The sequence below is a fragment of the Nocardiopsis sp. FR4 genome (assembly GCF_009830945.1).
Classification (GTDB): domain Bacteria; phylum Actinomycetota; class Actinomycetes; order Streptosporangiales; family Streptosporangiaceae; genus Nocardiopsis.
Genome location: NZ_VWVV01000025.1, coordinates 90,658 through 114,761 on the forward strand (window position 1 = coordinate 90,658; position 24,104 = coordinate 114,761).

22 protein-coding genes are annotated in these 24,104 nt (G+C 72.4%); 11 read left to right on the plus strand and 11 right to left on the minus strand.

Annotated elements, in window-relative coordinates; all coding sequences use genetic code 11:
• Positions 1-6: 6 nt before the first annotated feature.
• Complete coding sequence (locus FYW95_RS28410) at positions 7-255, minus strand: RNA polymerase sigma factor (protein ID WP_236567912.1); 249 nt, start codon at positions 253-255, stop codon at positions 7-9.
• Between the two features lie 296 nt (positions 256-551).
• Between FYW95_RS28410 and FYW95_RS20650 the strand changes: the two genes are divergently transcribed.
• On the plus strand, positions 552-701 hold the full coding sequence (locus FYW95_RS20650) for a hypothetical protein (protein ID WP_159943872.1): 150 nt from the start codon (positions 552-554) through the stop codon (positions 699-701).
• Positions 702-841: 140 nt separating this feature from the next.
• Here the strand turns inward: FYW95_RS20650 and FYW95_RS20655 are convergent, their stop codons facing one another.
• The gene (locus FYW95_RS20655) at positions 842-1,447 is read right to left on the minus strand and encodes an FHA domain-containing protein (protein ID WP_159943871.1); all 606 of its coding nucleotides are present in this window, start codon (positions 1,445-1,447) and stop codon (positions 842-844) included.
• 523 nt (positions 1,448-1,970) lie between these two features.
• On the opposite strand from FYW95_RS20655, the gene FYW95_RS20660 reads away from it, so the two are divergent.
• Positions 1,971-2,396 (plus strand): DUF3017 domain-containing protein, encoded by a 426-nt coding sequence (locus FYW95_RS20660; protein ID WP_159943870.1) that lies wholly within the window; start codon positions 1,971-1,973, stop codon positions 2,394-2,396.
• A 189-nt stretch (positions 2,397-2,585) separates the two neighbouring features.
• Complete coding sequence (locus FYW95_RS20665; RefSeq protein WP_159943869.1) at positions 2,586-3,803, plus strand: NADP-dependent isocitrate dehydrogenase; 1,218 nt, start codon at positions 2,586-2,588, stop codon at positions 3,801-3,803.
• 516 nt (positions 3,804-4,319) lie between these two features.
• Here FYW95_RS20665 and FYW95_RS20670 read toward each other — a convergent pair.
• Together FYW95_RS20670 and FYW95_RS20675 are read right to left on the minus strand one after the other, a co-directional pair.
• Positions 4,320-5,582 (minus strand): LCP family protein, encoded by a 1,263-nt coding sequence (locus FYW95_RS20670; protein WP_159943868.1) that lies wholly within the window; start codon positions 5,580-5,582, stop codon positions 4,320-4,322.
• A gap of 151 nt (positions 5,583-5,733) precedes the next feature.
• Positions 5,734-6,855: a galactokinase family protein gene (locus tag FYW95_RS20675; protein ID WP_159943867.1), complete on the minus strand. Its 1,122-nt coding sequence runs from the start codon at positions 6,853-6,855 to the stop codon at positions 5,734-5,736.
• A 144-nt stretch (positions 6,856-6,999) separates the two neighbouring features.
• Between FYW95_RS20675 and FYW95_RS20680 the strand changes: the two genes are divergently transcribed.
• From FYW95_RS20680 to FYW95_RS20700, 5 genes are all read left to right on the plus strand, one after another.
• Positions 7,000-8,112, plus strand: coding sequence for a YihY/virulence factor BrkB family protein (locus FYW95_RS20680; RefSeq protein WP_159943866.1), 1,113 nt, complete (start codon positions 7,000-7,002; stop codon positions 8,110-8,112).
• Positions 8,113-8,296: 184 nt separating this feature from the next.
• Positions 8,297-9,469 carry a glutamate--cysteine ligase gene (locus FYW95_RS20685; RefSeq protein WP_159943865.1) on the plus strand — a complete coding sequence of 391 codons (1,173 nt, stop codon included), beginning with the start codon at positions 8,297-8,299 and terminating at the stop codon, positions 9,467-9,469.
• Between the two features lie 24 nt (positions 9,470-9,493).
• A complete protein-coding gene (locus FYW95_RS20690) occupies positions 9,494-10,732 on the plus strand; it encodes a M20 family metallopeptidase (RefSeq protein WP_159943864.1) in 1,239 nt (412 codons plus the stop codon).
• Positions 10,733-10,834: 102 nt separating this feature from the next.
• Positions 10,835-11,929 (plus strand): adenosine deaminase, encoded by a 1,095-nt coding sequence (locus tag FYW95_RS20695; protein WP_159943863.1) that lies wholly within the window; start codon positions 10,835-10,837, stop codon positions 11,927-11,929.
• Positions 11,914-12,561 carry a PH domain-containing protein gene (locus tag FYW95_RS20700; RefSeq protein WP_159943862.1) on the plus strand — a complete coding sequence of 216 codons (648 nt, stop codon included), beginning with the start codon at positions 11,914-11,916 and terminating at the stop codon, positions 12,559-12,561. Before FYW95_RS20695 ends, FYW95_RS20700 begins: the two co-directional genes overlap by 16 nt.
• A 531-nt stretch (positions 12,562-13,092) precedes the next feature.
• On the opposite strand, the gene FYW95_RS20705 is transcribed toward FYW95_RS20700, so the two are convergent.
• Positions 13,093-13,914: a purine-nucleoside phosphorylase gene (locus FYW95_RS20705; protein ID WP_370462413.1), complete on the minus strand. Its 822-nt coding sequence runs from the start codon at positions 13,912-13,914 to the stop codon at positions 13,093-13,095.
• Between the two features lie 73 nt (positions 13,915-13,987).
• Complete coding sequence (locus FYW95_RS20710) at positions 13,988-14,488, minus strand: gamma-glutamylcyclotransferase (protein WP_201294959.1); 501 nt, start codon at positions 14,486-14,488, stop codon at positions 13,988-13,990.
• A 165-nt stretch (positions 14,489-14,653) separates the two neighbouring features.
• Here FYW95_RS20710 and FYW95_RS20715 point away from each other — a divergent pair, with 165 nt between their 5' ends.
• From FYW95_RS20715 to FYW95_RS20725, 3 genes are all read left to right on the plus strand, one after another.
• Positions 14,654-16,033 (plus strand): NAD(P)H-quinone dehydrogenase, encoded by a 1,380-nt coding sequence (locus FYW95_RS20715; RefSeq protein ID WP_159943859.1) that lies wholly within the window; start codon positions 14,654-14,656, stop codon positions 16,031-16,033.
• Positions 16,034-16,177: 144 nt separating this feature from the next.
• The gene (locus FYW95_RS20720) at positions 16,178-16,540 is read left to right on the plus strand and encodes a TFIIB-type zinc ribbon-containing protein (protein ID WP_236567911.1); all 363 of its coding nucleotides are present in this window, start codon (positions 16,178-16,180) and stop codon (positions 16,538-16,540) included.
• 33 nt (positions 16,541-16,573) lie between these two features.
• Positions 16,574-17,215: an AAA family ATPase gene (locus FYW95_RS20725; RefSeq protein WP_159943857.1), complete on the plus strand. Its 642-nt coding sequence runs from the start codon at positions 16,574-16,576 to the stop codon at positions 17,213-17,215.
• A gap of 89 nt (positions 17,216-17,304) precedes the next feature.
• On the opposite strand, the gene FYW95_RS20730 is transcribed toward FYW95_RS20725, so the two are convergent.
• The 5 genes from FYW95_RS20730 to FYW95_RS20750 all read right to left on the minus strand — a co-directional run.
• On the minus strand, positions 17,305-18,549 hold the full coding sequence (locus tag FYW95_RS20730) for a chemotaxis protein CheA (RefSeq protein WP_159943939.1): 1,245 nt from the start codon (positions 18,547-18,549) through the stop codon (positions 17,305-17,307).
• Between the two features lie 171 nt (positions 18,550-18,720).
• Entirely contained in the window at positions 18,721-20,160 is a 1,440-nt protein-coding gene (locus tag FYW95_RS20735) for a dicarboxylate/amino acid:cation symporter (RefSeq protein WP_159943856.1), read from the minus strand.
• A gap of 543 nt (positions 20,161-20,703) precedes the next feature.
• Positions 20,704-22,041: a BTAD domain-containing putative transcriptional regulator gene (locus FYW95_RS20740; protein WP_159943855.1), complete on the minus strand. Its 1,338-nt coding sequence runs from the start codon at positions 22,039-22,041 to the stop codon at positions 20,704-20,706.
• 61 nt (positions 22,042-22,102) lie between these two features.
• Positions 22,103-23,794: an NlpC/P60 family protein gene (locus FYW95_RS20745; RefSeq protein ID WP_159943854.1), complete on the minus strand. Its 1,692-nt coding sequence runs from the start codon at positions 23,792-23,794 to the stop codon at positions 22,103-22,105.
• Positions 23,795-23,972: 178 nt separating this feature from the next.
• Positions 23,973-24,104 (minus strand): biotin/lipoyl-containing protein (locus tag FYW95_RS20750; RefSeq protein ID WP_159943853.1); only part of this gene is annotated, 132 nt, incomplete at its 5' end.

Genomic DNA, 24,104 nt, shown 5'->3' on the forward strand with positions numbered 1-24,104 from the left:
CCTGTCTCAGCGAGTCCGCGACCAGGTCCTGGCGCCGCGCCCCGCGCAGGCGTACAGCCAGGGCAGCTCCCGCCCCGGTTCCAGGTGCCCCCTCTTCCTCCGCCAGGCCACGACGAAGGCCTCCGAGGCCACGTCGTCGGCGTGGTCGGGGCCGACCCTGCGTCGCGCGTACCGGTAGACGCTGTCGTAGTGCTCCTCGAACAGGGCGTTGAAGGCGCGCTGATCGGAGTGGTCCCCGGCCGTGCCGCGCCTCATAGGCGTACCTCCCGTCCCCTCACCTACCTATGTCGGCGCGGGAGGCGTGTGTGAGGTCGGGGCACGAGAACATGCCCGGCAACCGCCGTCCGGGCGCCGGTGCGCGCTCCGGTTCCGCGGCGGAACCGCGCGTCGGGCGGGGGAGGCCGACGGCGGGCGCGGAGGGGGTCCCTCCCGGGTGCGGCGTGGCGTTCCCACGTCACCGGGACGACGCGGTGGGGGTTTCGCGGCCACCGTCCCCGGGCACTCTCAGTAACTGAAAGTAGTAAATAACTACTGAAAGTGATGAGTCTGCCATGAAGAGCACCAGCCGGATCCTGGCCGTCCTGGCCCTGTCGCTGGTGGGGTCGCTGGCCGCCGCCAGCCCCGCCGCCGCTTCCGTCAACGACTTCTTCCAGACGCTGCCCGTATTCAGCGAACTCGATCTGCTCAGCCTCCTGAAGTGAGGCGGCGGCGAAGGCCCGCACCCTCCCTCACCGGGAGCGTGCGGGCCTTCGCCGCGTCCGGGGCCGGGCCGCGGGCGGGGGCCGGGTGCGGCTTCCGCCGGCTGACGGCGGTCCACCCGCGCACGCGGGGGCACCGCAGCTCAGCTGGCCTTGCGGCTCGAACCGTTCATCGGCATCGGCCGGACCAGGCCCAGCGCCACGACCTCGTTGGCCAGCCGGGTCCGGCGGTTCTGCCCCTCGGGAATGCGGAACTTCTGGTAGAGCCGCAGCAGGTGCTGTTTGACCGCCGCCTCGGTGACCACCAGCGCCTCGGCGATGTCGCGGGCGGTGGCCGGGGCGACGAAGGCCTCCTCCGACAGCGCGGGCTGGCACAGGGCGGTGAGCACGTCCAGTTCTCTGCGGGTGAGCTCGGGGGCGGCGCCGCGGCGCAGCTCGACGTCGGGGCTGATCTGCTCCTGGGGCAGGCCGCCGATCCGGCACCGGGCGGTGCCGAAGGTCACCACGTCGCCCTCCTCCAGGACCCGGCGGGCGATGGGCCGGCCGTTCACCCGCGTGCCGTTGCGGGACAGGCCCAGGTCGACCACGTAGACGTAGGGGCCGCGGCGGACCAGTTCGGCGTGCAGTTGGGAGACGCTCGGGTCGTCGAGGCGGATGTCGGCGCCCTCACCGCGGCCGACCGTGGTGACCTCACCGGTGAGCTGGCGGGTGTCCCCGGTCTCTTCGACCCGGAGGTAGGGGCCGTCCACGGTGAATCCTCCCGGGGTGGGGTGGCGCTGCCGGTGGGGGTGCGAACGACGGTGGTGCAGGGACGGTTGTCGGGGGACGATGGCTCGGTCTGCGCGTTGAGTGGGCTTCATGGGGGTGGTCCTCGCTCACCGTGGCACTCATCTCCAGCTTGGTTACCCGGCTGGTCGGCGTTCTACGCTCTTACTCCGGAGTTAGACGGACAAGGCGGGTGAATACGTCTCTGTGACCGAACCGCAAGCGGGAAACGGTCCCCAAGGGGTCCGGGCAGGCAGCGGACCGTTTCCGTGAGCCCTGGGGCTTCGGCTGCGCGGATCACTACAATGGGCGCGTCTCACCCGGACGGGAAGCCTCGCTTCCCGCGCGGCACCACCGAACACCTGGGGGAAGTGAGCCTCCCACGGCGCTGTTCGGTTTCGGACACCCCTGGCTCCAGCGGGTGGCCGGTCTGGGCCAGTTCCCGGGGATGACGTGCAAGAGCCGCGAGGCGGCCAGACAATTCTCAACCGAACGGGTCGGGACGCGGTGGACAAGGCGGGGCGGACGGATTTGGCGGACGCGGACGAGGGCGCGCCGGAGGAGAGGGCGCCCGAGGAGGCGGCCCCCGGCGGGGAGGGCCGCGAGGAGGCCGAGGGACCCGGCGAGGCCGCGGACGGCGGCCCGGAGGCGGCGCGGCCTGAGGTGCCGTACTGGCTCGCCCAGGTGCCCTACTTCCTCGTGCTGTCGGCGCTCGCGGCGGGGACCGTGGTCGTGGCCGCGGCCTACTTCAAGCGGGGTCCGGCCATCATCGCGGGCGCGTTGCTGCTGGCGGCGGCCTTCCGGCTCCTGCTGCCCGAGGACTGGGTCGGCATCCTGGCCGTGCGCCGCCGCTGGATCGACCTGCTGACCCTGGTCACCCTGGCGGTCCTGCTGATCGTCCTGGCATGGGTGGCGCCGCAACTCTCCTCCTAGGCGTCGAATAAGCTTGACGTCGAGATACCGCGACACTGACAAGCACCGCCTCCCCGGGGAGCACGGACCCCGGGGCGGACCAGGTGATTGCCGCTGATCGCCGCGCGCGGACCGGCTCCGGCCACGAACCGGCCGCCGTGCCGCGTCGCACGAGGCGGTAGCGAAGACTGAAGGGACAGCCACACAGCCATGGCCAAGATCAAGGTCGAGAACCCCGTAGTCGAGCTTGACGGCGACGAGATGACCCGGATCATCTGGTCCTTCATCAAGGACCGTCTGATCCTGCCCTACCTCGACGTCGACCTGAAGTACTACGACCTGGGCATCGAGGAGCGCGACCGCACCGACGACCAGATCACCGTCGACGCGGCCAACGCCATCAAGGAGCACGGGGTCGGCGTCAAGTGCGCCACCATCACCCCGGACGAGGCCCGGGTCGAGGAGTTCGGCCTCAAGAAGATGTGGCGCTCGCCCAACGGCACGATCCGCAACATCCTCGGCGGCGTCGTCTTCCGCGAGCCCATCATCTGCGAGAACGTGCCCCGCCTGGTCCCGGGCTGGACCAAGCCGATCATCATCGGCCGCCACGCCCACGGCGACCAGTACAAGGCCACCGACTTCAAGGTCCCCGGCCCCGGCACGGTCACCATGACCTACACCCCGGCCGACGGCAGCGAGCCGGTCGAGTTCGACGTCGCGAACTTCCCCGAGGCGGGCGGCGTCGCGATGGGCATGTACAACTTCCGCAAGTCCATCGAGGACTTCGCGCGCGCGAGCCTGAACTACGGCCTGGACCGCAACTACCCGGTCTACATGTCCACCAAGAACACGATCCTCAAGGCCTACGACGGCATGTTCAAGGACGTGTTCCAGGAGATCTACGACACCGAGTTCAAGGAGCGCTTCGAGGCCGCCAACCTCACCTACGAGCACCGCCTGATCGACGACATGGTCGCCGCGGCGCTCAAGTGGGAGGGCGGCTACGTCTGGGCCTGCAAGAACTACGACGGCGACGTGCAGTCCGACACCGTCGCGCAGGGCTTCGGTTCGCTGGGCCTGATGACCTCGGTCCTGCGCACCGCCGACGGCCGCACGGTCGAGGCCGAGGCCGCCCACGGCACGGTGACCCGCCACTACCGCCAGCACCAGCAGGGCAAGCCCACCTCCACCAACCCGATCGCCTCCATCTTCGCGTGGACCCGCGGTCTGGAGCACCGGGGCAAGCTCGACAACACCCCCAAGGTCGTCGAGTTCGCCAACACCCTGGAGGACGTCGTCATCAAGACCGTCGAGGGCGGCCAGATGACCAAGGACCTCGCGCTGCTGGTCGGCGGCGAGCAGGAGTGGCTCACCACCGAGCAGTTCCTCGCCGCCCTGGACGAGAACCTCGCCAAGCGCCTGGCCTGACCCGGGCCGCCGTTCCGAGCCGGTCACCCCGGGTGTCGGAGGGCGGTGAGAGGTGCGCCACGCCCGGGCGGTCCCGAGGGACCGCCCGGGCGTCGTCGTGTCCGGACGCCCGCAGCGGTGGGATGTCCGAAAAGTGCCCTTTGGCAGGATCTGGGGGATCGTGACACGTGAAGTTTTCCAGCACGTTTCCCGTGTTCGGCGTACATCCGGGGGGTGATGATGGGAGGATGGCACTGCCGGACAGCCGGTGCGGCCTCCCGGTGCGACATAGGCCACGTGGCCAGGATTCGCACCCCAAGCGAACTTTGACCTATTGTGGAGTCGTGCCGGTGAGAACCGGCAGGCCAGAGCGGGTTTTCCGCCCCTCTGCCACAAGGACCGACGTGCCGGCCGTGCGCCCGCTGGGGGGTAGGCGCGCACAGTACGGAACGTCACGAAGAAGGGCCCGTCGCCTCGGCGACGGGCCCTTCGCCTTTCCCGGGACCCCGCTTCCCGGGGAACGGGGTCCCGCGTGCCCTACTCCTGGAAGGCGGTCTCGGGGATCGGCTCACCGGCGCGCATGGCGGCGAACATCTCCTCGGAGCGGACCTCGTCCCAGACCACGACCGAGCCGACCCCGGCCAGGGTGGGCGTGCCGCCCACCGGGATCGCGGTGGTCTGCGTGCCCCCGCGCATCGCCAGCAGCATGGTGGCCAGGTGCCGCAGGCGGTCGCCCTCGTCCACCATGAACGTGTCCGTTCCCGCGAGCACCAGCGGCACGGACTTGAACGGGTTGAGCAGGGTGGAGGGCGCGCTGGCCTCCTGGACGAGGGCGGAGAAGAACTCGCGCTGGCGCGCGATGCGGTCCAGGTCGGCGCGGGGGGTGGCGCGGGTGCGCACGTACCCCAGGGCGGTGCCGCCGTCCATCTCCTGGCAGCCCGCCTCGATGTCCAGACCGGCCTTGGGGTCGACCATGGGCTCCTCGGGGCACAGCTCGACGCCGCCGACCGCGTCCACCAGGTTCACGAAGCCGCCCATGCCGATCTCCACGTAGTGGTCCACGTGCACGCCCGAGGCGCGCTCGAAGGTCTCCACCAGGGGAGCCGGGCCGCCGCAGACCTCCTCGCCCGCCTCGTTGGTCCCGCACACGGCGTCGGCGAAGGCGGCGTTGATCTTGTTGTCCGCGTAGCCGGGGACGGCCAGGGGCACGTAGGAGTCGCGGGGGACGCTGACGATGGTGGGCTCGCCGCCGTCGTCGGGGAGGTAGAGGACCATGATGGTGTCGGTCCGGCGGCCCTCGGCCCGGCCGGTGGCCAGCTCCCGGATCTGCTCGTCGTCCAGTCCGTCCCGGCTGTCGGAGCCCACGATCATGTAGGTCGTGCCGGGCTGGTCGTCCGGGCGGCCCTCGTAGTCCAGCAGGGCGTCCACCCGCACCAGGCGCGCGTCGGCCCACAGGTAGAGCCCGGTGGGGAGCACCAGGAGCAGGACCAGCAGGGTCACCAGGACGGTGTTGCGCCGCCTGCGGCGCTCCTCCTTGCGGCGGCGCTGGATGCCCCGGCCGTCGTACTCGCGGCCCGCGCTGTGGGTGCGCCGCCGGGGCCGGCCCGACCGCGGCGGGGGGGCCTCCCCGGCGGGCGGGAGGCGGCGGGTCTCGCCGACCACCCGCTGCTCGGACTCACGCGAGCGGTAGAGTTTCTCGAACTCGTCGGGTACGCCCGGAGCACCGCCGCGCCTGAACACGCCCTGTCTGTCGTGTTCACCGGTCCGGCCGGCCTCCCCGTGGTCGTTTCGGTTGGGCATCGCATCGCCTATCTGCTCAGCGCCGGGGGGACGCCTCGTCGCTCGTCGCTACTTCCACCCCGTGGGATCGCGAAAAGGGTAGCGGGGTTCGCGCCGACCGCCTCCGGCCGGGCCCGGCGCCCCGACCGGCGCGATCCGGCGGGCGCCCTGCTCAGCGCAGGCGGTGGGCACCGGCGGAGGGCAGGGCGGCGCGCACCCTCGGCGGCACCCAGCCCCGGGCGCGGAACTCCTCGGCGAGCGCCTCCCGGATCCCGTCCACCCGCTCCTCGGCGGCCAGGGCCAGCACGGTCCCCGCCCAGCCCGACATCCGCACGCCGCGCGCCCCGGCCCGGGCGGCGGTCTCCGCGGCCAGGTCCGCCTCCGGGGTGGGCAGCCCGAAGCGGCGCAGGGACAGGTGGGAGGCGGAGAGGATGGGCCCGGTCTCCGCGGCCCGGCCGGAGCGCAGCAGCCCGACCGCCGCGTTGATCCGGTGCACCTCGGTGACCGCGTACTCCACCCGGCGGCGCAGCGCGGGGTCCGGCAGCCGCCGCAGCGAGCCGGGCAGGTCCCGCACGGCGCGCAGCGGGCCCAGGGTCTCCTGCGCGCGCCTGAGCTCGGCCGAGCGCACCGCGCGCAGGTCGCGCGGGGGCAGGGCGCCGGTGTCCACCACGACCAGCCGCAGCCCGGCCTCGGCCAGGTCGAAGGGCAGTACGGTGGTGCGCATGGTCCTCAGGTTGACCCGGACCACGCACCCGGGCCTGGCCGCCAGCGCCACCCGCTGGTCCACCGTGGCCCCCTCCGGAGGGGGCCCGCCGTCCAGGTCGGCCAGGGCCAGCGCCACGGCGGTGCCCGCGGCGGCGGAGTGGCCGAGGGAGGCGCGCTCGGGCAGGTCCGCGTCCAGCAGGACCCGGACCCCCGTGCCGGCGTCCAGGGCCCCCGTGCGGCGCGCCTCGGCCACGGCCTCCGCCACGGCGCGCGCGGCCGCCTCCCGGGGGCGCAGCGGACCGCCGGGCGCGGCCACCCGCACACCGGGGGCCGCCACGGTGGCCAGGGCCGCCGTCACGCCCCACGGCAGGGCGGCGTACAGTCCGACGCCGCCGCTGGCCGCGGTGTGCTCGCCCATGAGCGCCAGCCGCCCCGGCGCGTGCCACACCCCGGCGGGCGGCTCGCCGAACCGTTCCCCGAACGCCCGCACCAGCGCGTCCGCGTCCGGGGCCCGGTCGGGCCACGCCCCCAACGGACCCGACGACCGCACACCCAACACGGCACGCAGCCGCGCCCCCGCGCCCCCCACCGGTGTCTCCCTCCCCGGACGACTCTGCCCTTCCCAGTGTGCCCAAGGCCGGAGTGTGCCGGGGACCACCCCCGCCGCGGGGGCGATTACCCGACCGTCTTCGGGGCAGGACAGGCAACAGCGGACGGCAGGAGGAGGGGACACGTGGCCACGGTGCTGGACCGGTTCAGGGACACGGCCCGGCACTACCGGAACCTGTCCATGGACGCCTACTGGGGGCTGCGCAGGCGCAGACCCGCCGTCGACCACCTGGTGCGCGCCTACGAGCGCTACGCCGACCGCAACGGCAACCAGCTCGCCGGGGCGGTCACCTACTTCACCTTCCTGGCCTTCTTCCCGCTGCTCGCCCTGGGCTTCGCCGCGGTCGGCTACCTGGCGGCCGTGCAGGTGGAGGTGGGGGACTACCTCCAGCAGGCCCTGGACGACGTGCTGCCCGGCCTGTCCGACCAGCTCCCCGTCGAGCAGATCGCCAGGGTACGCGTGGGCGCGAGCGTCCTCGGCGCGCTCGGCCTGCTCTACGCGGGCCTGAACTCCGTCGCGGCGCTGCGCGAGGCCCTGCACTCCATCTGGCTCAAGAACCTGCGGGAGGGCCCCAACCTCCTGCTGCGCAAGGCCGTGGACCTGCTCCTCATGCTGGGCCTGGGCGCGGCCCTGCTCCTCACCGTGGCCGTCACCAGCGTCGCGCAGGCGGCCACGCAGTGGCTCCTGTCGCTGGTGGGCCTGGAGGGGTCCCTGGCGGCCGACCTGGCCCTGCGCCTGCTGGCCCTGGTGATCGCCGTGAGCGTCAACATGGCGATCTTCGTGCTGGCTTTCACGCTCCTGTCGGGCAGCGGCCGACCGGCCCGGATGATGTGGCGGGGCGCCCTGCTCGGCGCGGTGGGCTTCGAGGTCCTCAAGGCCACCGCCGCGCTGCTGCTGGCCGGGACGCTCGGCAACCCGGTCTACGCCTCCTTCGCGGTCCTGGTTGGGCTTCTGGTGTGGATCAACCTGGTGATGCGCCTGGTCATGTTCAGCGCTGCGTGGACGGCCACGTGGCTGCCGCTGCCGCCGCCCTACACCGGCTCCCTGCCCTCGCGGGAGGAGAACGGGATGGACTGGACGCGCCCGCGCCCGGCGGCCTCCCGCGCGCCCGAGCGGGTGCTGGCCGAGCGCCGGACGGCGCGGCGCGCGCTCGCCGGGGCGCTGTCCCTGCTGGGGGCGGCGGGCGCCGCGGGGGCCGCGGAGTGGGTGCTGCGCCGCCGCGGCGGGTCCAGGTGAACCGGTTCCGCCATGTGAGCGCAAACAGAAATTCTTTCCACGGAATTCGCCTTTTGCGTGGCGCTTGCCCCGTATGTGTACGGGGCGTGAGGGGTAGTCCTCCCCTGTCCCGGTCGACCGGTTCCTCCGGGACACGACGGTGCGTCGGTCACAAAAGCCGACAAACACCCCCTTCGGAGGGCAGATGGCAATCGCATTCAACGCGTCCGAGCGTGCGACGATCGGCGTGGAGTGGGAACTCCAACTCGTCGACCAGCGCAGTCGTCACCTGAGGCAGCAGGCACAGAAGCTCCTCTCCGAACTGCCCGAACTCAGCTCGGACGTCGATGCGCCCCCGCTGCGCCACGAGCTCATGCAGTCCCAGGTCGAGGTCGTGACCGGGATCTGCGAGACGGTCGAGGAGGCCAGGGGCGACCTGAGCGCCAGCATCGACCGGATGCGCGAGGTGCTGGCGCCCTGGGGGACCACGCTGATCTGCTCCGGAACCCATCCCATCGACGACTGGCGGGACCAGGAGATCAGCCCCGGCAAGCGCTACGGGGAGCTCATCGAGAACATGCAGTGGCTGGTCCGGCGCATCCTGACCTGCGGTGTCCACGTCCACGTGGGGGTGCGCGGCAGGGACAAGGCCATCCCCATGGTCAACGCCCTGGCCCGGTACCTGCCCCACTTCCTCGCCCTGACCGCCTCCAGCCCCTACTGGGGCGGCCAGGACACCGGGCTGGCCTCCTCCCGTTCCGTGATCTTCGGAACCCTCCCGACCTCGGGGCCGCCGCCGAACCTGCCGCACTGGGCCGCTTTCGAGGAATACCTCGAAACGCTTCTCAAGGCGGGTACCATCGCCTCTATCAAGGAAGTGTGGTGGGACATCCGTCCGCACCCGGATTTCGGCACCGTCGAGATCCGGATGTTCGACGGGATTCCCACCCTGCGCGAGGTGGGAATGGCCGCGGCGCTCTCCCAGAGCCTGGTGGAGCTGTTCGATCACCAGCTCGACCGCGGGTACGGTCTGCCCAGCCCGCCGTCCTGGGTGGTGAAGGACAACAAGTGGCGGGCCACCCGCTACGGACTCGACGCTCGTGTCATCACGGACTCGCACGGAACCACCGTTCCGCTGCGGGACGACCTGTACGAGCTGGTCCGCGAGCTGAAACCGGTCGCGGCCCGCCTGGGCTGCGCCGAGGACCTGGACCTGATCTCCGAGATCCTGGACAAGGGTGCCTCCTACGAGCGGCAGCGCGCGGTCATCGCCGAGGGCGGCTCCCTCGACGACGTCGTGGACATGCTCGCCGCCGAGCTGCACGGCGGTCCCGCCCGCGCACGGGTCGGCGTCGGCGACGGAGCCGGCGCGCGGTAGACGTGGAGAAGAGGGGACCCTCGCATGCAGGGACGTGACCTGCCGGAACAGTTGACCGCCTTCCTGGCGCGCCATGGGCGGGATCTGAGCGGCTTCCGCCGGGACCTCCACATGCACCCCGAACTCGCCTTCGCCGAGCACCGCACCACGGGCCGGATCGCCGAGCGCCTGCGCGCCGCCGGCCTGCAACCGCAGGAACTGCCCCAGGGGACCGGCCTGGTCTGCGACGTCGGTTCCGGCGAAGGTCCCCTGGTCGCCCTGCGCGCCGACATCGACGCGCTCCCCCTGACCGACGAGAAGGACGTCCCCTACCGGTCCACCGTGCCGGGGGTCGCCCACGCCTGCGGGCACGACGTGCACACCACGGTCGTGCTGGGGGCGGGGATCTTCCTCGCCCAGCTGGACAGGGCCGGGGCCCTGCCCGGCCGGGTCCGGCTCGTCTTCCAGCCCGCCGAGGAACTCCCCGGCGGCGCCGTGGAGGTGCTCAACGCCGGTGCCATGAAGGGCGTGGACCGCGTCTTCGCCCTGCACTGCGACCCCCGCCTGATGGCCGGCCGGGTCGGGCTGCGCACCGGCGGCATCACCGCCGCCTGCGACCAGCTCATGGTCCGCCTGTCGGGCCCGGGCGGGCACACCGCCCGCCCCCACCTGACCTCCGACCTCGTCTACGCGCTGGGCAAGGTCGTCACCGAGCTGCCCGCCGCGCTGTCCCGGCGCATCGACCCCCGGGCCGGGTTCAGCCTGGTGTGGGGGCGGATCAGCGCGGGGTCGGCGCCCAACGTCATCCCCGACGACGCCGTGGCCGAGGGCACCGTGCGCTGCCTGGACGACGAGGCCTGGCACGCGGCCCCCGACATCGTCAAGGGCCTGGTGGAGTCGGTGGCCTCCGCCTACGGGGCCGAGGCGGAGGTGACCTACCGCAGGGGCGTGCCGCCCACCATCAACGAGGCGGGCAGCGTGGACATCATGCGCGAGGCGGTCACCTCGGCCCTGGGCCCGGAGGCGGTGGCCCCCACCCCGCAGAGCCTGGGCGGCGAGGACTTCGCCTGGTACCTGGAGAACGTGCCCGGCGCGCTGGCCCGCCTGGGCACCCACTCCCCGGACTGGACGGGTCCCATGCTGGACCTGCACCGGGGCACCTTCGACGTGGACGAGCGCGCCATCGGCACGGGCACCCGCTTCATGGCCACCACCGCCCTGACCGCGCTGGCGCAGCTGCGGGGCTCCGGGGACCGGATGGACAGCGAGGAGGCACTGGCCTGAACGTCCGGGCGGCCGCGTGCGGCCGGTCCGAATCTGCCGGATTCCGGGCAACTTCGCCGTGACCTGGCGGGCCTCCCCTCCGGCCGGTGGCATCCTGAGTCCATGAACCAGCCACTCACAGTTGAGCAGATCCGACGGGCGCCGAAGGTGCTCCTGCACGACCACCTCGACGGCGGTCTGCGCCCGGCCACCGTCGTGGAACTGGCCAGGGAGACCGGCTACACCGGCCTGCCCACCTACGACCCGGAGGAGCTGGGCCGGTGGTTCCGCGAGGCCTCCGACTCCGGCTCCCTGGAGCGCTACCTGGAGACCTTCGCGCACACCACGGCGGTCATGCAGACCCGGGACGCCCTCGTCCGGGTGGCCGCGGAGGCGGTCGAGGACCTGGCCGCCGACGGCGTGGTCTACGCCGAGCAGCGCTACGCCCCCGAGCAGCACCTGGAGGCGGGGCTCACCCTGGAGGAGGTCGTCGAGGCCGTCCAGGAGGGCCTGGAACTGGGGTGCAAGCGCGCGGCGGACCAGGGGCACGCCATCCGTACCGGCCAGCTGGTCACCGCCATGCGGCACGCCGCGCGCTCCTCGGAGATCGCCGAGCTGGCGGTGCGCTACCGGGACGCGGGCGTGTCCGGGTTCGACATCGCCGGCGCCGAGGCGGGCAACCCGCCCACCCGCCACCTGGACGCCTTCGAGTACCTGCGCCGGGAGAACTTCCACTTCACCATCCACGCGGGCGAGGCCTTCGGCCTGCCGTCCATCTGGGAGGCCCTGCAGTGGTGCGGGTGCGACCGCCTGGGCCACGGCGTGCGCATCATCGACGACATCACCACCGGCGACGGCGCCCCCCGGCTGGGCCGCCTGGCCCAGTACGTGCGCGACAAGCGGGTACCACTGGAGATGTGCCCCAGCTCCAACGTGCAGACCGGTGCGGCCGAGTCGATCGCCGAGCACCCCATCGGGCTCCTGCGCGACCTGCGCTTCCGGGTCACGGTCAACACCGACAACCGCCTCCAGAGCGGGACCAGCCTGTCGGAGGAGTTCGCCAGGCTCTCCGCGGCCTTCGGCTACGGCTGGGACGACCTGCAGTGGTTCACGGTCAACGCCATGAAGTCGGCCTTCCTGCCCTTCGACGAGCGCCTGGCGCTGATCAACGGCATCATCAAACCGGGCTTCGCGCAGTTGAAGTGGGCGACCGCCTGATGGACAGACCCCGCCCCACCACCCACTACTCCACCTTCACCCGGGTGGCGGCGATCGTGTGGATCGTCGTGGCCGCGCTCCTGCTGCTGGACGTCCTCTGGCGGGGGGAGGGCCGCGAGGCCTGGATCGCGGCGGCCGTGCTGGTCGCCTCGGTCTCCGTGGTCCACCTGGCCTGGCTGCGCCCGCGCGTGGTCTCCACCGAGCGCGGCCTGCGGATGGTCAACCCGCTGCGCGAGACCTTCGTGCCCTGGACCGCGGTGGTCTGGGTGGACGTCACCGACGTCCTGCGGGTGCACACCCCGGGGCGGATCGTGCGGTCCTGGCCGCTGCGCGAGACCAAGCGCCACCGGGTCCGGGACAACATGCGCCGGGACGCGGGCTACGCGGACCCGGGGGAGGACGACGACAACCCCGCCGCCATGCGGCCGGTGGACCTGGTCGCCCGGCAGCTGCGCCGGGACGCCGAGCGGTACAAGGCCCGGCCGCTCAGCGGCCCGGTCCGCGACGCGGACGAGGCCGGACCGGCCGCCCTGGGCGCCGGGGACGAGCCGCAGACCATGGTCCCGCTGGAGGTGATCGTGGTCCTGACCGCGACCGCGGTGTTCGTCGTGGCGGTGCTCCTGCTGGTCTGAGGACCTCCCCGCTCCCGGATCCGACCCGGCCCGCCGTGCGCGGCCGGGTCCGGTGTTTCCGGGCGAGGGGGTTGACGCGCACCCGGACTTCTGATTAGGTAAGGCATACCTAAGGGGGCGGTTCGGGTCGGACGGGTTTCGCGCGGATGGCCATCCGCCCGGAGGGTCCCCGAGGGTGACGCGCGCGGTTCAACTGAATAACGGGAAGAAGAGAAGAAAGGTGCCCGGGTCGCGAGTCCAACGGGATCTGCGGGGATTCCGCGCGACGCGGGGCACCGGGGCAAGCACTGCCTCCGGCCGGACCGCGGCCGGTACCGTCCACCCCTGGCCTCGGGGTGTACGCTCGCCACGCCGGTACCGACACGGTCCGGCCGGAGGCGCCCCAACACACCACCGCTCACGAGCGGTCACGCGCACGGGCCCCGGGGGCGAAGCCCTCCCTCCCGACGCCGGACCCGATCCGGCGCACCGGGTGCGTGCCCACGGCACCGACGGGGCTCCCGTCTCCCCGGACGCCCTGGGGAAGCCGGTTCAGGCCTGGGTGAGCACCCGGTTGAGGAGTTCGCCCACCCGGCGGGCGCGCTGTGTGACGACCTCCAGGGCGCGCTCGGCCTCGAAGGGCTCGAACACCGCCCCCACGGCGTCGTTGCTGACCATCGCCAGCCCCAGCACCTCGGCGCCCATCTCCACCGCGGCCACGGTCTCCAGGGCCACCGAGTGCCCCACCAGGTCCGCGCCCGCCTGGCGCAGCACCTTCAACTCCGACGGGGTCTGCGTCTGCGGCCCGACCGTCGCCACGTACACGCCCTCGGTGAGGGTCACGTCCACCTCGCGGACCACCTGGCGCAGCCGGGGGCTGTAGGCCGAGGACAGGTCCACGAACGAGGGACCGGTGAGCGGGGAGCGCGCGGTCAGGTTGATGTGGTCCCGCACGACCACGGGCTGTCCCGGTGAGAAGTCGGTGCGCAGCGATCCGGCCGAGCCCGTCAGCACGGCGATCGTGGCACCCGCCGCCAGGCCCGTGCGCACGGCGTGGGTGACCTCCAGCGGGTCGTAGCCCTCGTAGAGGTGGATCCGACCCATGAACACCACCACGCGCTTGTCGCCCACCCACATGCTGCGGACCTTGGGGGAGTGCCCCTCCGCCGAGGGCGCGCGGAAGCCGGGCAGTTCGGTGACGTCGAACTCGATGTCGTACGAGCCCAGCGTGTCCACCGCCCCCGTCCACCCGGAGCCGAGCACCACCAGCGCGTCGAAGCTGTCGGCACCCGTGCGGGAGAGGAGCTCGTGCGCCGCGCTGGCCGCCAGCTCCTTGGCGCCACTGGTCGTCCTCGGCCGCTGCTCTCGTTCCATCACACGACGGATGCTACCCGCGGTCAGCCGGAACGCCCCGTAGGCGCGGACCCGTGTGTCCGGATCCCCGTTCTCAGAGGTCGGTGGGCAGACAGTCCCGGGAGAGCAGGTCGGAGACGTACCACGCGGGCGCACCCGCCTTCTCGGCGGCCACCGCCAGCTGGCCCAGCTGCAGCGCCGAGGGCCTGCCGCCCTCGTAGCCGTCCAGCACGTAGGCCCACGCCACCACCGTGCCCCGGTCGGCGGTCCGCGCGCGCACGGTCATCTTCCGGTAGGAGCGGCCGCTGCCCGCCGCCGCCCAGGACCCCCGCCCGCCGCGCGGCGCCTCCGCGGCGCCCTCCCAGGAGTCCAGGTGGGGTTCGTCCCATTCCATGAGGTCGTACAGCGCCACGAAGACCCGCTGCCCGGGATCCTCGGCCAGGGTCGCCAGCGCGCCCCCGGGTACCGGCAGCCCCTCCCCGAAGGTCAGCCGCCATCCCTCCAGCCAACCCGTGGTCAGCAGGGGTGAGCGGGGGGCCCGCCGGGCCATCTGACCGGGGTCGAGATTGGTTCCGTACGCCGCGTAGATGGACACGGGCAACATGGTAGACCGCTTGGTGCGGGGTGCCTGCTATTTCCGCCGGTCGGCATGGTCGACAATGGGAGGAAGCGAGAAAACCAGGTGGTGCCCCGCCATGCCCGCATATCGCCCGGACGCGAAACGCGCGTGGCGGCCCAGCCGCAGAGGGAGTGAGGCAGCGTGACGAAGGTCGTGATCATCGGTGGCGGGCCCGGGGGCTACGAGGCGGCGCTGGTCGCAGCGCAGCTGGGCGCCGACGTGACGGTGGTGGAACGCGACGGAATCGGCGGCGCCTGCGTCCTGACCGACTGCGTTCCCTCCAAGAGCCTGATCGCCACGTCCACCCGCACCACGTACGTACGCGAGTCCGAGGACCTCGGCATCCACATCCCGGACGCGCACGACAAGGCCGCGGTCGAGGTGGACACCGACCAGATGAACTCCCGGATCAAGCGCCTGGCCAGAGCGCAGTCCGAGGACACCCGGGCCCGCCTGGTCAAGGAGGGCGTGGAGGTGATCAGCGGCGAGGCCCGCCTGGTCGACCCGCACATCGTCGCCGTGGGCGAGCAGCGCCTGCGCGCCGACGTCGTCCTCATCGCCACGGGCGCCCACCCCCGCGAACTGGCCTCCGCCAAACCCGACGGCGAGCGGATCCTCACCTGGCGCCACCTCTACGACATGGAGAAGCTGCCCGAGAAGCTCATCGTGGTCGGCTCCGGCGTCACCGGCGCCGAGTTCGCCAGCGCCTACCAGTCCCTGGGCTCCAACGTCACCCTGGTCTCCTCGCGGGACCGGGTCATGCCCACCCAGGACCCCGACGCCGCCGAGGTGCTGGAGGAGGTCTTCATGCGCCGAGGCATGACCGTCCTCAACCGCACGCGCGCCGAGTCGGTCGAGCGCACCGGGGACGGGGTGCTCGTCACCCTCTCCGACGGGCGCACCGTGGAGGGCAGCCACTGCCTGATGACGGTCGGCATGATCCCCAACACCGAGGGCCTGGGCCTGGAGGAGGCCGGGGTCCGCCTGGGCGGCGGCGGGTTCGTCGAGGTGGACCGGGTCTCGCGCACCACCGTCCCCGGCGTCTACGCCGCGGGCGACTGCACCGGGGTGAACATGCTGGCCTCCGTGGCCGCCATGCAGGGCCGCATCGCCATGTGGCACGCGCTCGGCGAGGCGGTCGCCCCCCTCAAGCTCTCCACCGTGGCCTCCACCGTGTTCACCCACCCCGAACTGGCGTCGGTGGGCGCCAGCGAGGACGACGTGCGCAGCGGCCGCATCGACGGCCGGTCGGTCACCCTGCCGCTCAACACCAACCCCCGCGCCAAGATGAACGAGGTCAAGGACGGCTTCGTCAAGCTGATCTGCCGCCAGCACACGGGCATCGTGCTGGGCGGGGTCATCGTCGGCCCGCGCGCCAGCGAGCTCATCCTGGGCGTGTCCATCGCCGTCCAGCAGCGCCTGACCGTGGACGACCTCGCGCACACCTTCTCGGTGTACCCGTCGCTGTCGGGCAGCGTCACCGAGGCGGCCCGCTCCCTGATGCTGGCCTCCCCGGAGTAGGCCCCGCCCGGCCCGGGGCCCGCCGAGCGCTCGGCCAAGGCGCTCGCGGTGGGCCCCGCGACCCCGTGTGCCCCCGCCCCTTACCCGAATCCGACGTGAATCGAGTAACGTCTTTTCGTGATCTGTCCCAAGTGTCAAAGCACCATGCGCACGTTCGACCGCCAGGGCGTCCACATCGACCGGTGTGACGGATGCCAGGGCATCTTCCTCGACCGCGGCGAGCTGGAACGCATCATGGAGGCCGAACAGCGCCACTACGGCTCCGTTCCGCCCCCGGACCCCCAGGCCCCCCGGCCCGCGTACCCGCAGCAGGCCCCGCCGCCCGCCTACCCCCAGCAGGCGCCGCCGGCGGCTCCGGGCTACCCCCGCGGCGGCTACCCCGACTCGCCCCACGGCTACCGGGGCGGCTACCCGGACTCGCCGCGCGGCTACGGCGGCGGTTACCGGGACTCGCCCCGTCCCTACCGCGGCCGCCGCAAGGGCTTCCTGGAACAACTCTTCGACTGATCCGGCCCTGAACCCACCCCGTCAAGGACACCCGTGCACCCGCTGATCTGCGTCCACTGCGGGGAGCTGGACGAGACCCCCGACACCGCCGCGGGGGCCTCGGTGCTGCGCTGCGCGTCCTGCGGCCGCACCCGGCCGTTCCTGCGCCTGCCGCTGTACTGCGTCTCCGGGCCCAGCGGCACCGGCAAGTCCACCATCGCCGGAATGCTGCTGGAACGGCTCCGGGACCGCTTCGTGGTCCTCGAACAGGACCTCCTGTGGGTCGGCGGGCTCCGCGATCCCGCCGACCACCACCGGCTGTTCCGGTCCACCTGGCTGCGTACGGCGGCCATGGTCCAGCAGAGCGGGCGGCCCGTCGTGCTGTGCGGGACCGTGGTGCCCCCGGAGTTCGAGCCGCTGCCCGAGCGCGCCCTGTTCACCGGCATCCACTACCTCGCGCTGACCTGTGAGCCGCGGGCCCTGGCCGAGCGGCTGCGGGCCCGGCCCGCCTGGCGCGAGTGGGACGAGGAGCGGATCCGGGAGAACCTGGAGTTCGCCGCCTGGCTGGCCGAGGAGGCCCCGCGCCTGCGGCCCCCGGTCACCCTGGTCGACACCACCCTCGCCGAGCCCCGGGAGACCGCCGAGGCCGTGGCGCGGTGGATCGGGGAGCGGCACGCGGAGGCGGCCGCCTCCTGAGCGGGGCCGCGCGGTCCCGCCGCGCCCCGCCTGCTCCACCCGCGCGAAGGGCCCCGGGCGGTCGCCCGGGGCCCTTCGCGTACGCGGGATCAGAAGTCGAAGCCGCCGAAGTCCCCGAAGTCGCCTCCGCCGCCGAAGTCCTCCCCGCCGCCGAAGTCGCCCTCGGCGCCGACGTCCCCGGCGCCCATGCCCATGCCCATGCCCATCATCGACCCCATCATGGAGCCCATCATCATCCCGGTGAACATGCCCATCATCATGTTCATGCCGAAGTAGCCGCTGGCGTAGGGCGAGTAGGCCGGACCGGCGTCGTAGTACGGGCGGCGCTCGCCGTCCACCTCGACCAGGCGCACGTCCGGCTGGCCGCCGGTGCGCACCGCCTGGGCGCAGGTCGCGCATGCGGTGACCGAGCGCGGCGCGCCGCCCGGCGGGGCCCAGACCACGTCCTCCACGGACGGGCCGTGCTGCGGGTTGAAGAAACAGGGGCCGCGTCGCTCGGGCACCGGGTCGCCGTTCATGCGGGCCCGGGTGGCGGTCATGTAGTAGCGGCCGTCCTCCAGGGCACCGGTGACCATCCTGACCTGCTCGGGCTCGCGGATGGTGTCCAGCAGGGACTTGGCCTGGTCGTAGGCGTCCATGGCCCGGGAGTAGTCCTCGCGGGTGGCGTCGTCGACCTTGGACACGTCGATCTCCAGGCGGGCGACGTCCTCGCCGAGGCGGACGACGTCCTCGGTGGCCATCTGCTTGATCTCCTGGAGCTGCTTGGCCTTCTCGGCCTCGCGCTTCTTGCGGCTGTTGTAGACGAACCAGCCGCCCGCGGCGACGATCACCAGCAGCAGGGCCAGCAGTACCAGGCCGGAGGTCGCGCCCGCCTGCTCGGACTGCTCCACCTGGTCGACCGCCTCGGGAACGGCCACGAGGGTGTCGATCGGGTTCTGGTTCCCGTTGGCCAGTGCGGTCTCGCGGATCGCACCGGTCTCCTCGACGTTCGGGGAGGTGACGAAGAAGCGGTCGGAGCCGGAGAGCACGCCGTACACTCCGTCGCCGACCTCCGCCATGACGGGGTCCATGAAGGCTTCGACACCGGCTTCCGAGGTGGCGTTGCCCGACGGGATGATCACGTAGTACACGGGAACGTCGGAGCCCGCGGAGGCCGCCTCCAGGGCCCCCTCGTCCGAGGCCGGGATCTGGTCGATGCTCGGTTCGATGTAGACGCCGTCGCCCTGGAGCTCGTCGACGACGTCCTGGGTGTCCGGTAGTTGGGGCTGGGTGTCGGCCGCGGCGGGCGCCGCCGCGGCGCTCAGCACCGCCGCCGTGATCCCGGCGGTCAGCACAGTGGGTGTTACCAAGCGGCGCAGCATGATGGTTCCTCTCGCCTCCCTCACCACAAGGACGAACGGGTGCCCCGCGTGGTTCCCGGTGTGCGCGATCTCACCGCCACCCTACGGCGCGGCGGCCCGCCGGAGGGTTCCGACGGGCCGCCGCGCCGGGCGGGGGGCGGTGCCTCAGCCCCTGCCGGGGGCCGTGGCGGGCACCTTGGCGGTGTCCGGGTCCTCGGCGGCGGCCTCGGTTCCGGCGTCGGCGTGCGGCTCGTCCAGGGGAACGAACCCGGAGGCGTCGCGCGGCGCGTCGTAGCGGGCCAGGTCCATGATGCCCTCGCGCTTGGCGACGATGGCCGGGACCAGCGCCTGGCCGGCGACGTTGACCGCGGTGCGGCCCATGTCCAGGATCGGGTCGACGGCCAGCAGCAGGCCCACGCCCTCCAGGGGCAGGCCCAGCGTGGACAGGGTCAGGGTCAGCATGACGGTCGCGCCGGTGGTCCCGGCGGTCGCGGCCGAGCCGATCACCGACACGAAGACGATCAGCAGGTAGTCGGTCGGGCCGAGGCTGATCCCCGGGAAGAACTGGGCGATGAAGATCGCCGAGATCGCCGGGTAGACGGCGGCGCAGCCGTCCATCTTGGTGGTGGCGCCGAACGGCACGGCGAACGCGGAGTAGTAGCGCGGAACGCCCAGGTTCTGCTCGGTGACCCGCTGGGTGACGGGCAGGGTGCCCATCGAGGAGCGGGAGACGAAGGCCAGCTGCACCGCGGGCCACACGCCGCTGAAGTACTTCACCGGGGACAGGCCGTTGAGGCGGGTGAGCAGCGGGTAGACGACGAACAGCACCAGCGCCAGGCCGATGTAGACGGTCAGCGCGTACTTGCCGAGGGCGCCGATCGTGGTCCAGCCGTAGCTGTACACGGCGTTGCCCAGCAGGCCCACGGTGCCGATCGGGGCCAGGCGGATGACCCACCACAGGGCCTTGAGCACGACCTGCAGGGCGGAGTCGGCGAAGGCGATGAAGGGCTCGGCGGCCTTGCCGACCTTGACCGCCGCGATGCCCAGCACGATGGCGATGACGATCAGCTGGAGGACGTTGAACTCCAGCGAGGCGCTGAGGGAGCCGTCGTCGGCGGCGGAGGCGCTGGCGCCCAGGCCCAGGAAGTTGGCCGGGACGATGCTCTCGATGAAGGCCATCCAGGAACCGGTGCCGGAGGGCTCGGCGGCGGTGGAGGCGTCCACGGCGCTGTTGACGCCGGGCCGGAGGACCAGGCCCAGGGTGATGCCGATGGCCACCGCGATCAGGGCGGTGCCGGCGAACCACAGCAGGGTCTTCCAGGCCAGCCGCGCCGCGTTGGTCACGTTGCGCAGGTTGGCGATGGAGGAGATGACGGCCAGGACGATCAGCGGCGGCACGATCGTCCGCAGCAGCGTGACGAAGGTCGAGCCGATGGTCTGGAGGGTGACGGCGAGCCAGTTGGGCTCACCGTCGCCGACCGGGCCGATCTGGAGGGCGACGACGCCCAGCAGGACGCCGAGGACCAGACCGGTGAGGACCTGGGCCGCGAACGGGAAACGGAGGGTTCTGCGCCTTGTGGGCGCACCTGTGCTCTGTGCGGACACGGAAGGGACTCCAGAGGTGGTGAAGGCAGCCGGAGGGGGCGCGCGGAGCGCGGTCGGCTCCGCGGGGCTCCGGCTCGGGGAATGTCGGGCTATCACCGGGGAAGGTGACGGGAAAGGGTGTGCGGCGCGCTGCCCGGACGGGCGCGCGTGGACCTAGCTACACGCCTGACAGCCGCGGCGGCACAGGTCGATGTGCCACCGTCGCGTCAGTCCCCAGATGTTCGTCACGATCAAGGACAATAACGTTCGTTTCTTACCTATTCCATACGTGAACGCCGACAACTTCCTGTCCCTGGCGCCACATCGTCCACCACACGGGCACTGTGGTGCGTCTTCCCCCCGGCGGGTGCGGTGAGGATCACGTCCGAGCCCGACCCCGTTCGAGGCGTGTACGGCGGCCTCACCGTGTACCGCAAACGCCTCACGGCCAGTGCCCCCCTGTGCCTTGGACGTCGACCTGACCAGGCTGCCACGCCACTGAGGGCTCCGAGCGGGCATCCGTTTCCTCCGAGCGGGCCCGGGGCCCGGCGGCCCGCTCCCCGGTCAGAGTCCGTCCTCCCCGGTGACCGTGACGTCGAAGAAGATCCCCTTCAGCTGGGGGAAGTAGAACCTGCCGTCCGCGTCGGTCATCTTCCACACCACCTTGCACTGTCCCGGCTCCGAGGCGGCGGTGACGGTGACGCTCACCAGCACCGACTCCCCGGGGGCGGCTGGCGGGACGGGAACGCGTTCGGGGGTGTTGCAGGAGCCGACGCGCCTCTCCTCCTGCGCGGTCAGGTACCGCTCGTGCCACGGGACCGAGCCCGTGTTGCTGATCTGCCAGACCTTGACGAACTCCAGCCCCGGTTCGACCAGGCTTCCGTCGGGGAAGGTGATGTCGCCGTCGAAGCGGGAGTTGTCCCCCGGCACGGGGCGGACGGAGCCCTCGGCCGCCGTGGGGCCCTGCTCCACCGGACCGTCGGCCTGCGCCAGCACCGCCAGGCTCAGGAACGCGCCCACGACCGCGCCGCCGAGGGAGCCGCTCCGGCCGGTCCTGCTCCGCGCGGGCTCCGGGGCGCGCGGGGGCGGCGACGCGTGCTGGGGAGGGGAGGGGGCCTCCCCGGCGCCGGTGCCCCGTGCTGGCGCCGCGGAGCCCTCCGGCGCCGCCGCGTACTGCTCCCGCAGGATCCGCTGGTGCAGCTCCTGGAGCCTGGACCCGGGGTCGCAGCCCAGTTCCTCGGCGAGGGTCCGGCGCAGCCCCTCGTAGGCCTCCAGGGCCTCCGCCGACCGGCCGGTGGCGTGCAGGAGGCGGATGAGGCGCTCGTGCAGGGACTCCCGCAGGGGATGCAGCGCGGCCTGTTCGACCAGGTCCAGGGCGAGGGTGGCCCCCGGGTCCCCCTCACGCAGGCACAGGTCGGTGTAGAGCTCCAGCGCGGTGAGCCGCAGACCGCGGACCCGCTCGCGCTCGGCCACGACGCAGGGGGTGTCCGGTACGTCGGCGAAGGGCTCGTCCCGCCACAGCGCCAGGGCCTCCCCCAGCGCGCGACGCGCCTCGGGGGACTCCCCGGCCGAGCGGACCGTCTCCCTCAGCCGCTCCAGGTCCCCCGGGCCGCGGGCGAGCAGGTAGCCCCCCGAGTCGGTCCGCAGGATCTCGCGGACCTCCTCCGGACCGCCCACGGAGCGCAGCATCGCCCTCAGGCGCGAGACGCGGACCTGGACGGCGTTGGCGGGGTTGGCGGGCGGGCGCTCCGGCCACAGGGCGGAGGTCAGGTGCGCCACGGAGACCCTGGTGCCCGCGTGCGCCAGCATCTCGCCGAGGAAGACCCGGTCCTTGGCGGGGCCGGGGGACACGGAGGCGTCACCGTGCGTCACTCGCAGGGGGCCGAGTACGAGGAAGTCCACGCCGAAGATCCTGCCACAGCGGACAGAGGGTCTTCGGCGTGGACGAAACAGTCAGAGCCGTCTAGATGTAGCGGACCACGTAGGGCATGCGCTGGTTGCCCTGGTAGACGCTGGTGACGTGCACGCTGTTGCCGTTGCGCGGCGGCGCCGCCTCGATCATCTGATCGTCGCCGATGTAGATGGCCACGTGCGCCGAGGCGTTGGCCCCCCAGAAGATCAGGTCGCCCGGCTGGCGCTGGTCGAAGGGGATCTTGGTGCCGTAGGAGCTGTGGTACTGCGCGGTCGTGTAGGAGCCGATGTCGATGCCCGCGCCCTTCCAGAACGCGTACAGCGTCAGCCCCGAGCAGTCGAAGCCCAGGCGGTTGTAGTCGTTGTAGCCGCCGGGGCTGATCGCCCCGCTGCCGCAGGCCACGCCGCCCTTGCCGCCGGCGCCCCAGGAGTACTCGTAGCCCCGCCCGGTCATCGCGCGCGCCGTGCTGACCACCCGGTCGATCCTCTCCTGGCGGGTGCCCGCGGTGGAGCCGCGCGGGCCGTTGATGCGCCCGTGGCCCATGCTGCAGTCCCCGGGCTCGGGGGCCGTGCCGCCGTCGGGCTGGGTCGGCTGGTCGTTGTCGCACCGGGGCATGCCGGAGATGAAGCCGTCGGTGCCCGTCTTGACGTAGTGGTCGGCCACCCACAGGCCGTCGCTGGTCTTGTCCCAGATGTAGGAGCCGTAGGCGTAGCCCCCGTAGGCCTGGCAGACGATGTCGATCGTGCTGCCCGCGGCGTAGGTCTTGACCTCGGTGGCCGAGGTCTTCTTGGCGTCGCGCCCGGCCAGGTCCACCTTCGCGGTGTAGTTCCCGCCCCCGCCGCCGGAGCCGCCGTCGTCGCAGCGCGGCAGGTCGGGGTGGAAGGTGGAGTACCCGGTCTTCACGTAGTGGTCCGCGACCCAGAGGCCGTCGCTGGTCTTGTCCCAGATGTTGGAGCCGTAGGCGTTCTCACCGATCGCCTGGCAGACGATGCTCACGGCGCTGCCCGCGGGGTAGGTCTTGACCTCGGTGGCCGAGGTGCTCCTGGCGTCGCGCCCGGCCAGGTCCACCTTCGCGGTGAAACCCTGGGAACCGGGGGCCCCGTCCTGGCACCGGGGGAGGCTCGGGTGGAAGCCGCTGTAACCGGTCTGGACGTAGTGGTCGGGGACGTAGACGTTGTCGCTCGTCTTGTCCCAGATGGTGGACCCGTAGGCGTTGCCGCCCGTGGTCTGGCAGACCACGTTGAGGGACTGCCCGCTGCGGTACATGTCCTCCTGGACGACGCGCGCGCTGAGCGAGGGGGAGCTGCGCCCGTTCAGGTCCGCCTTGGCGGTGAAGGTCCGGCCGTCGCCGCCCATGTCGGAGCACCGGGGGAGGCTCGGGTGGAAGCCGCTGTAACCGGTCCTCACGTAGGTGTCGGGGACCCACACGCCGTCGGTGGTCCTGTCCCAGATGTAGGAGCCGTAGGCGAGTTCGCCGCGGTCCTGGCAGACCACGTTGACGGTCTGTCCGCTGAGGTACATGTCCACCCTGACCACGGGCGCGGTCAGGGACTTGCCCGAGCGGCCGTTGAGGTCGGCGGTGGCGGGGAATCCGATGGCGGCCTCCGCGGGCGCCTGCACGGTGACGGTCAGCACGAGCGCGGTGGCGAGCGCGGCCAGCGCGGCGAGTATCCGGGAGGTCCGCCGCAGGGGGTGCGGCACCGCGTCTCCGGTGCCGCCGGGGGATCTGCTGTGGTTGAACATGGGTGCCAGGATGGAGGAGGCGCCTTCACGAAACCTGTGCCCGGGAGCGCGGGCGGTGAAGCGCGAGGTCGCGGCCGCCGCCGGGGGCGGCCCGGGGCGCGGGGAACACGGAGGGGGAGGCGCCGCACCGGCGCCTCCCCCTCCGTGGGCGTGCGGCCTGGACCGCCCGGCCCGGACGCTAGGCGTCCTTGATCTCGCAGACCACCGCGCCGTTGCCCACGGTCTCGCCCGCGGCGATCTTCAGCCCGGTCACCGTCCCGGCCTTGTGCGCGTTCAGCGGCTGCTCCATCTTCATCGCCTCGATCACGAC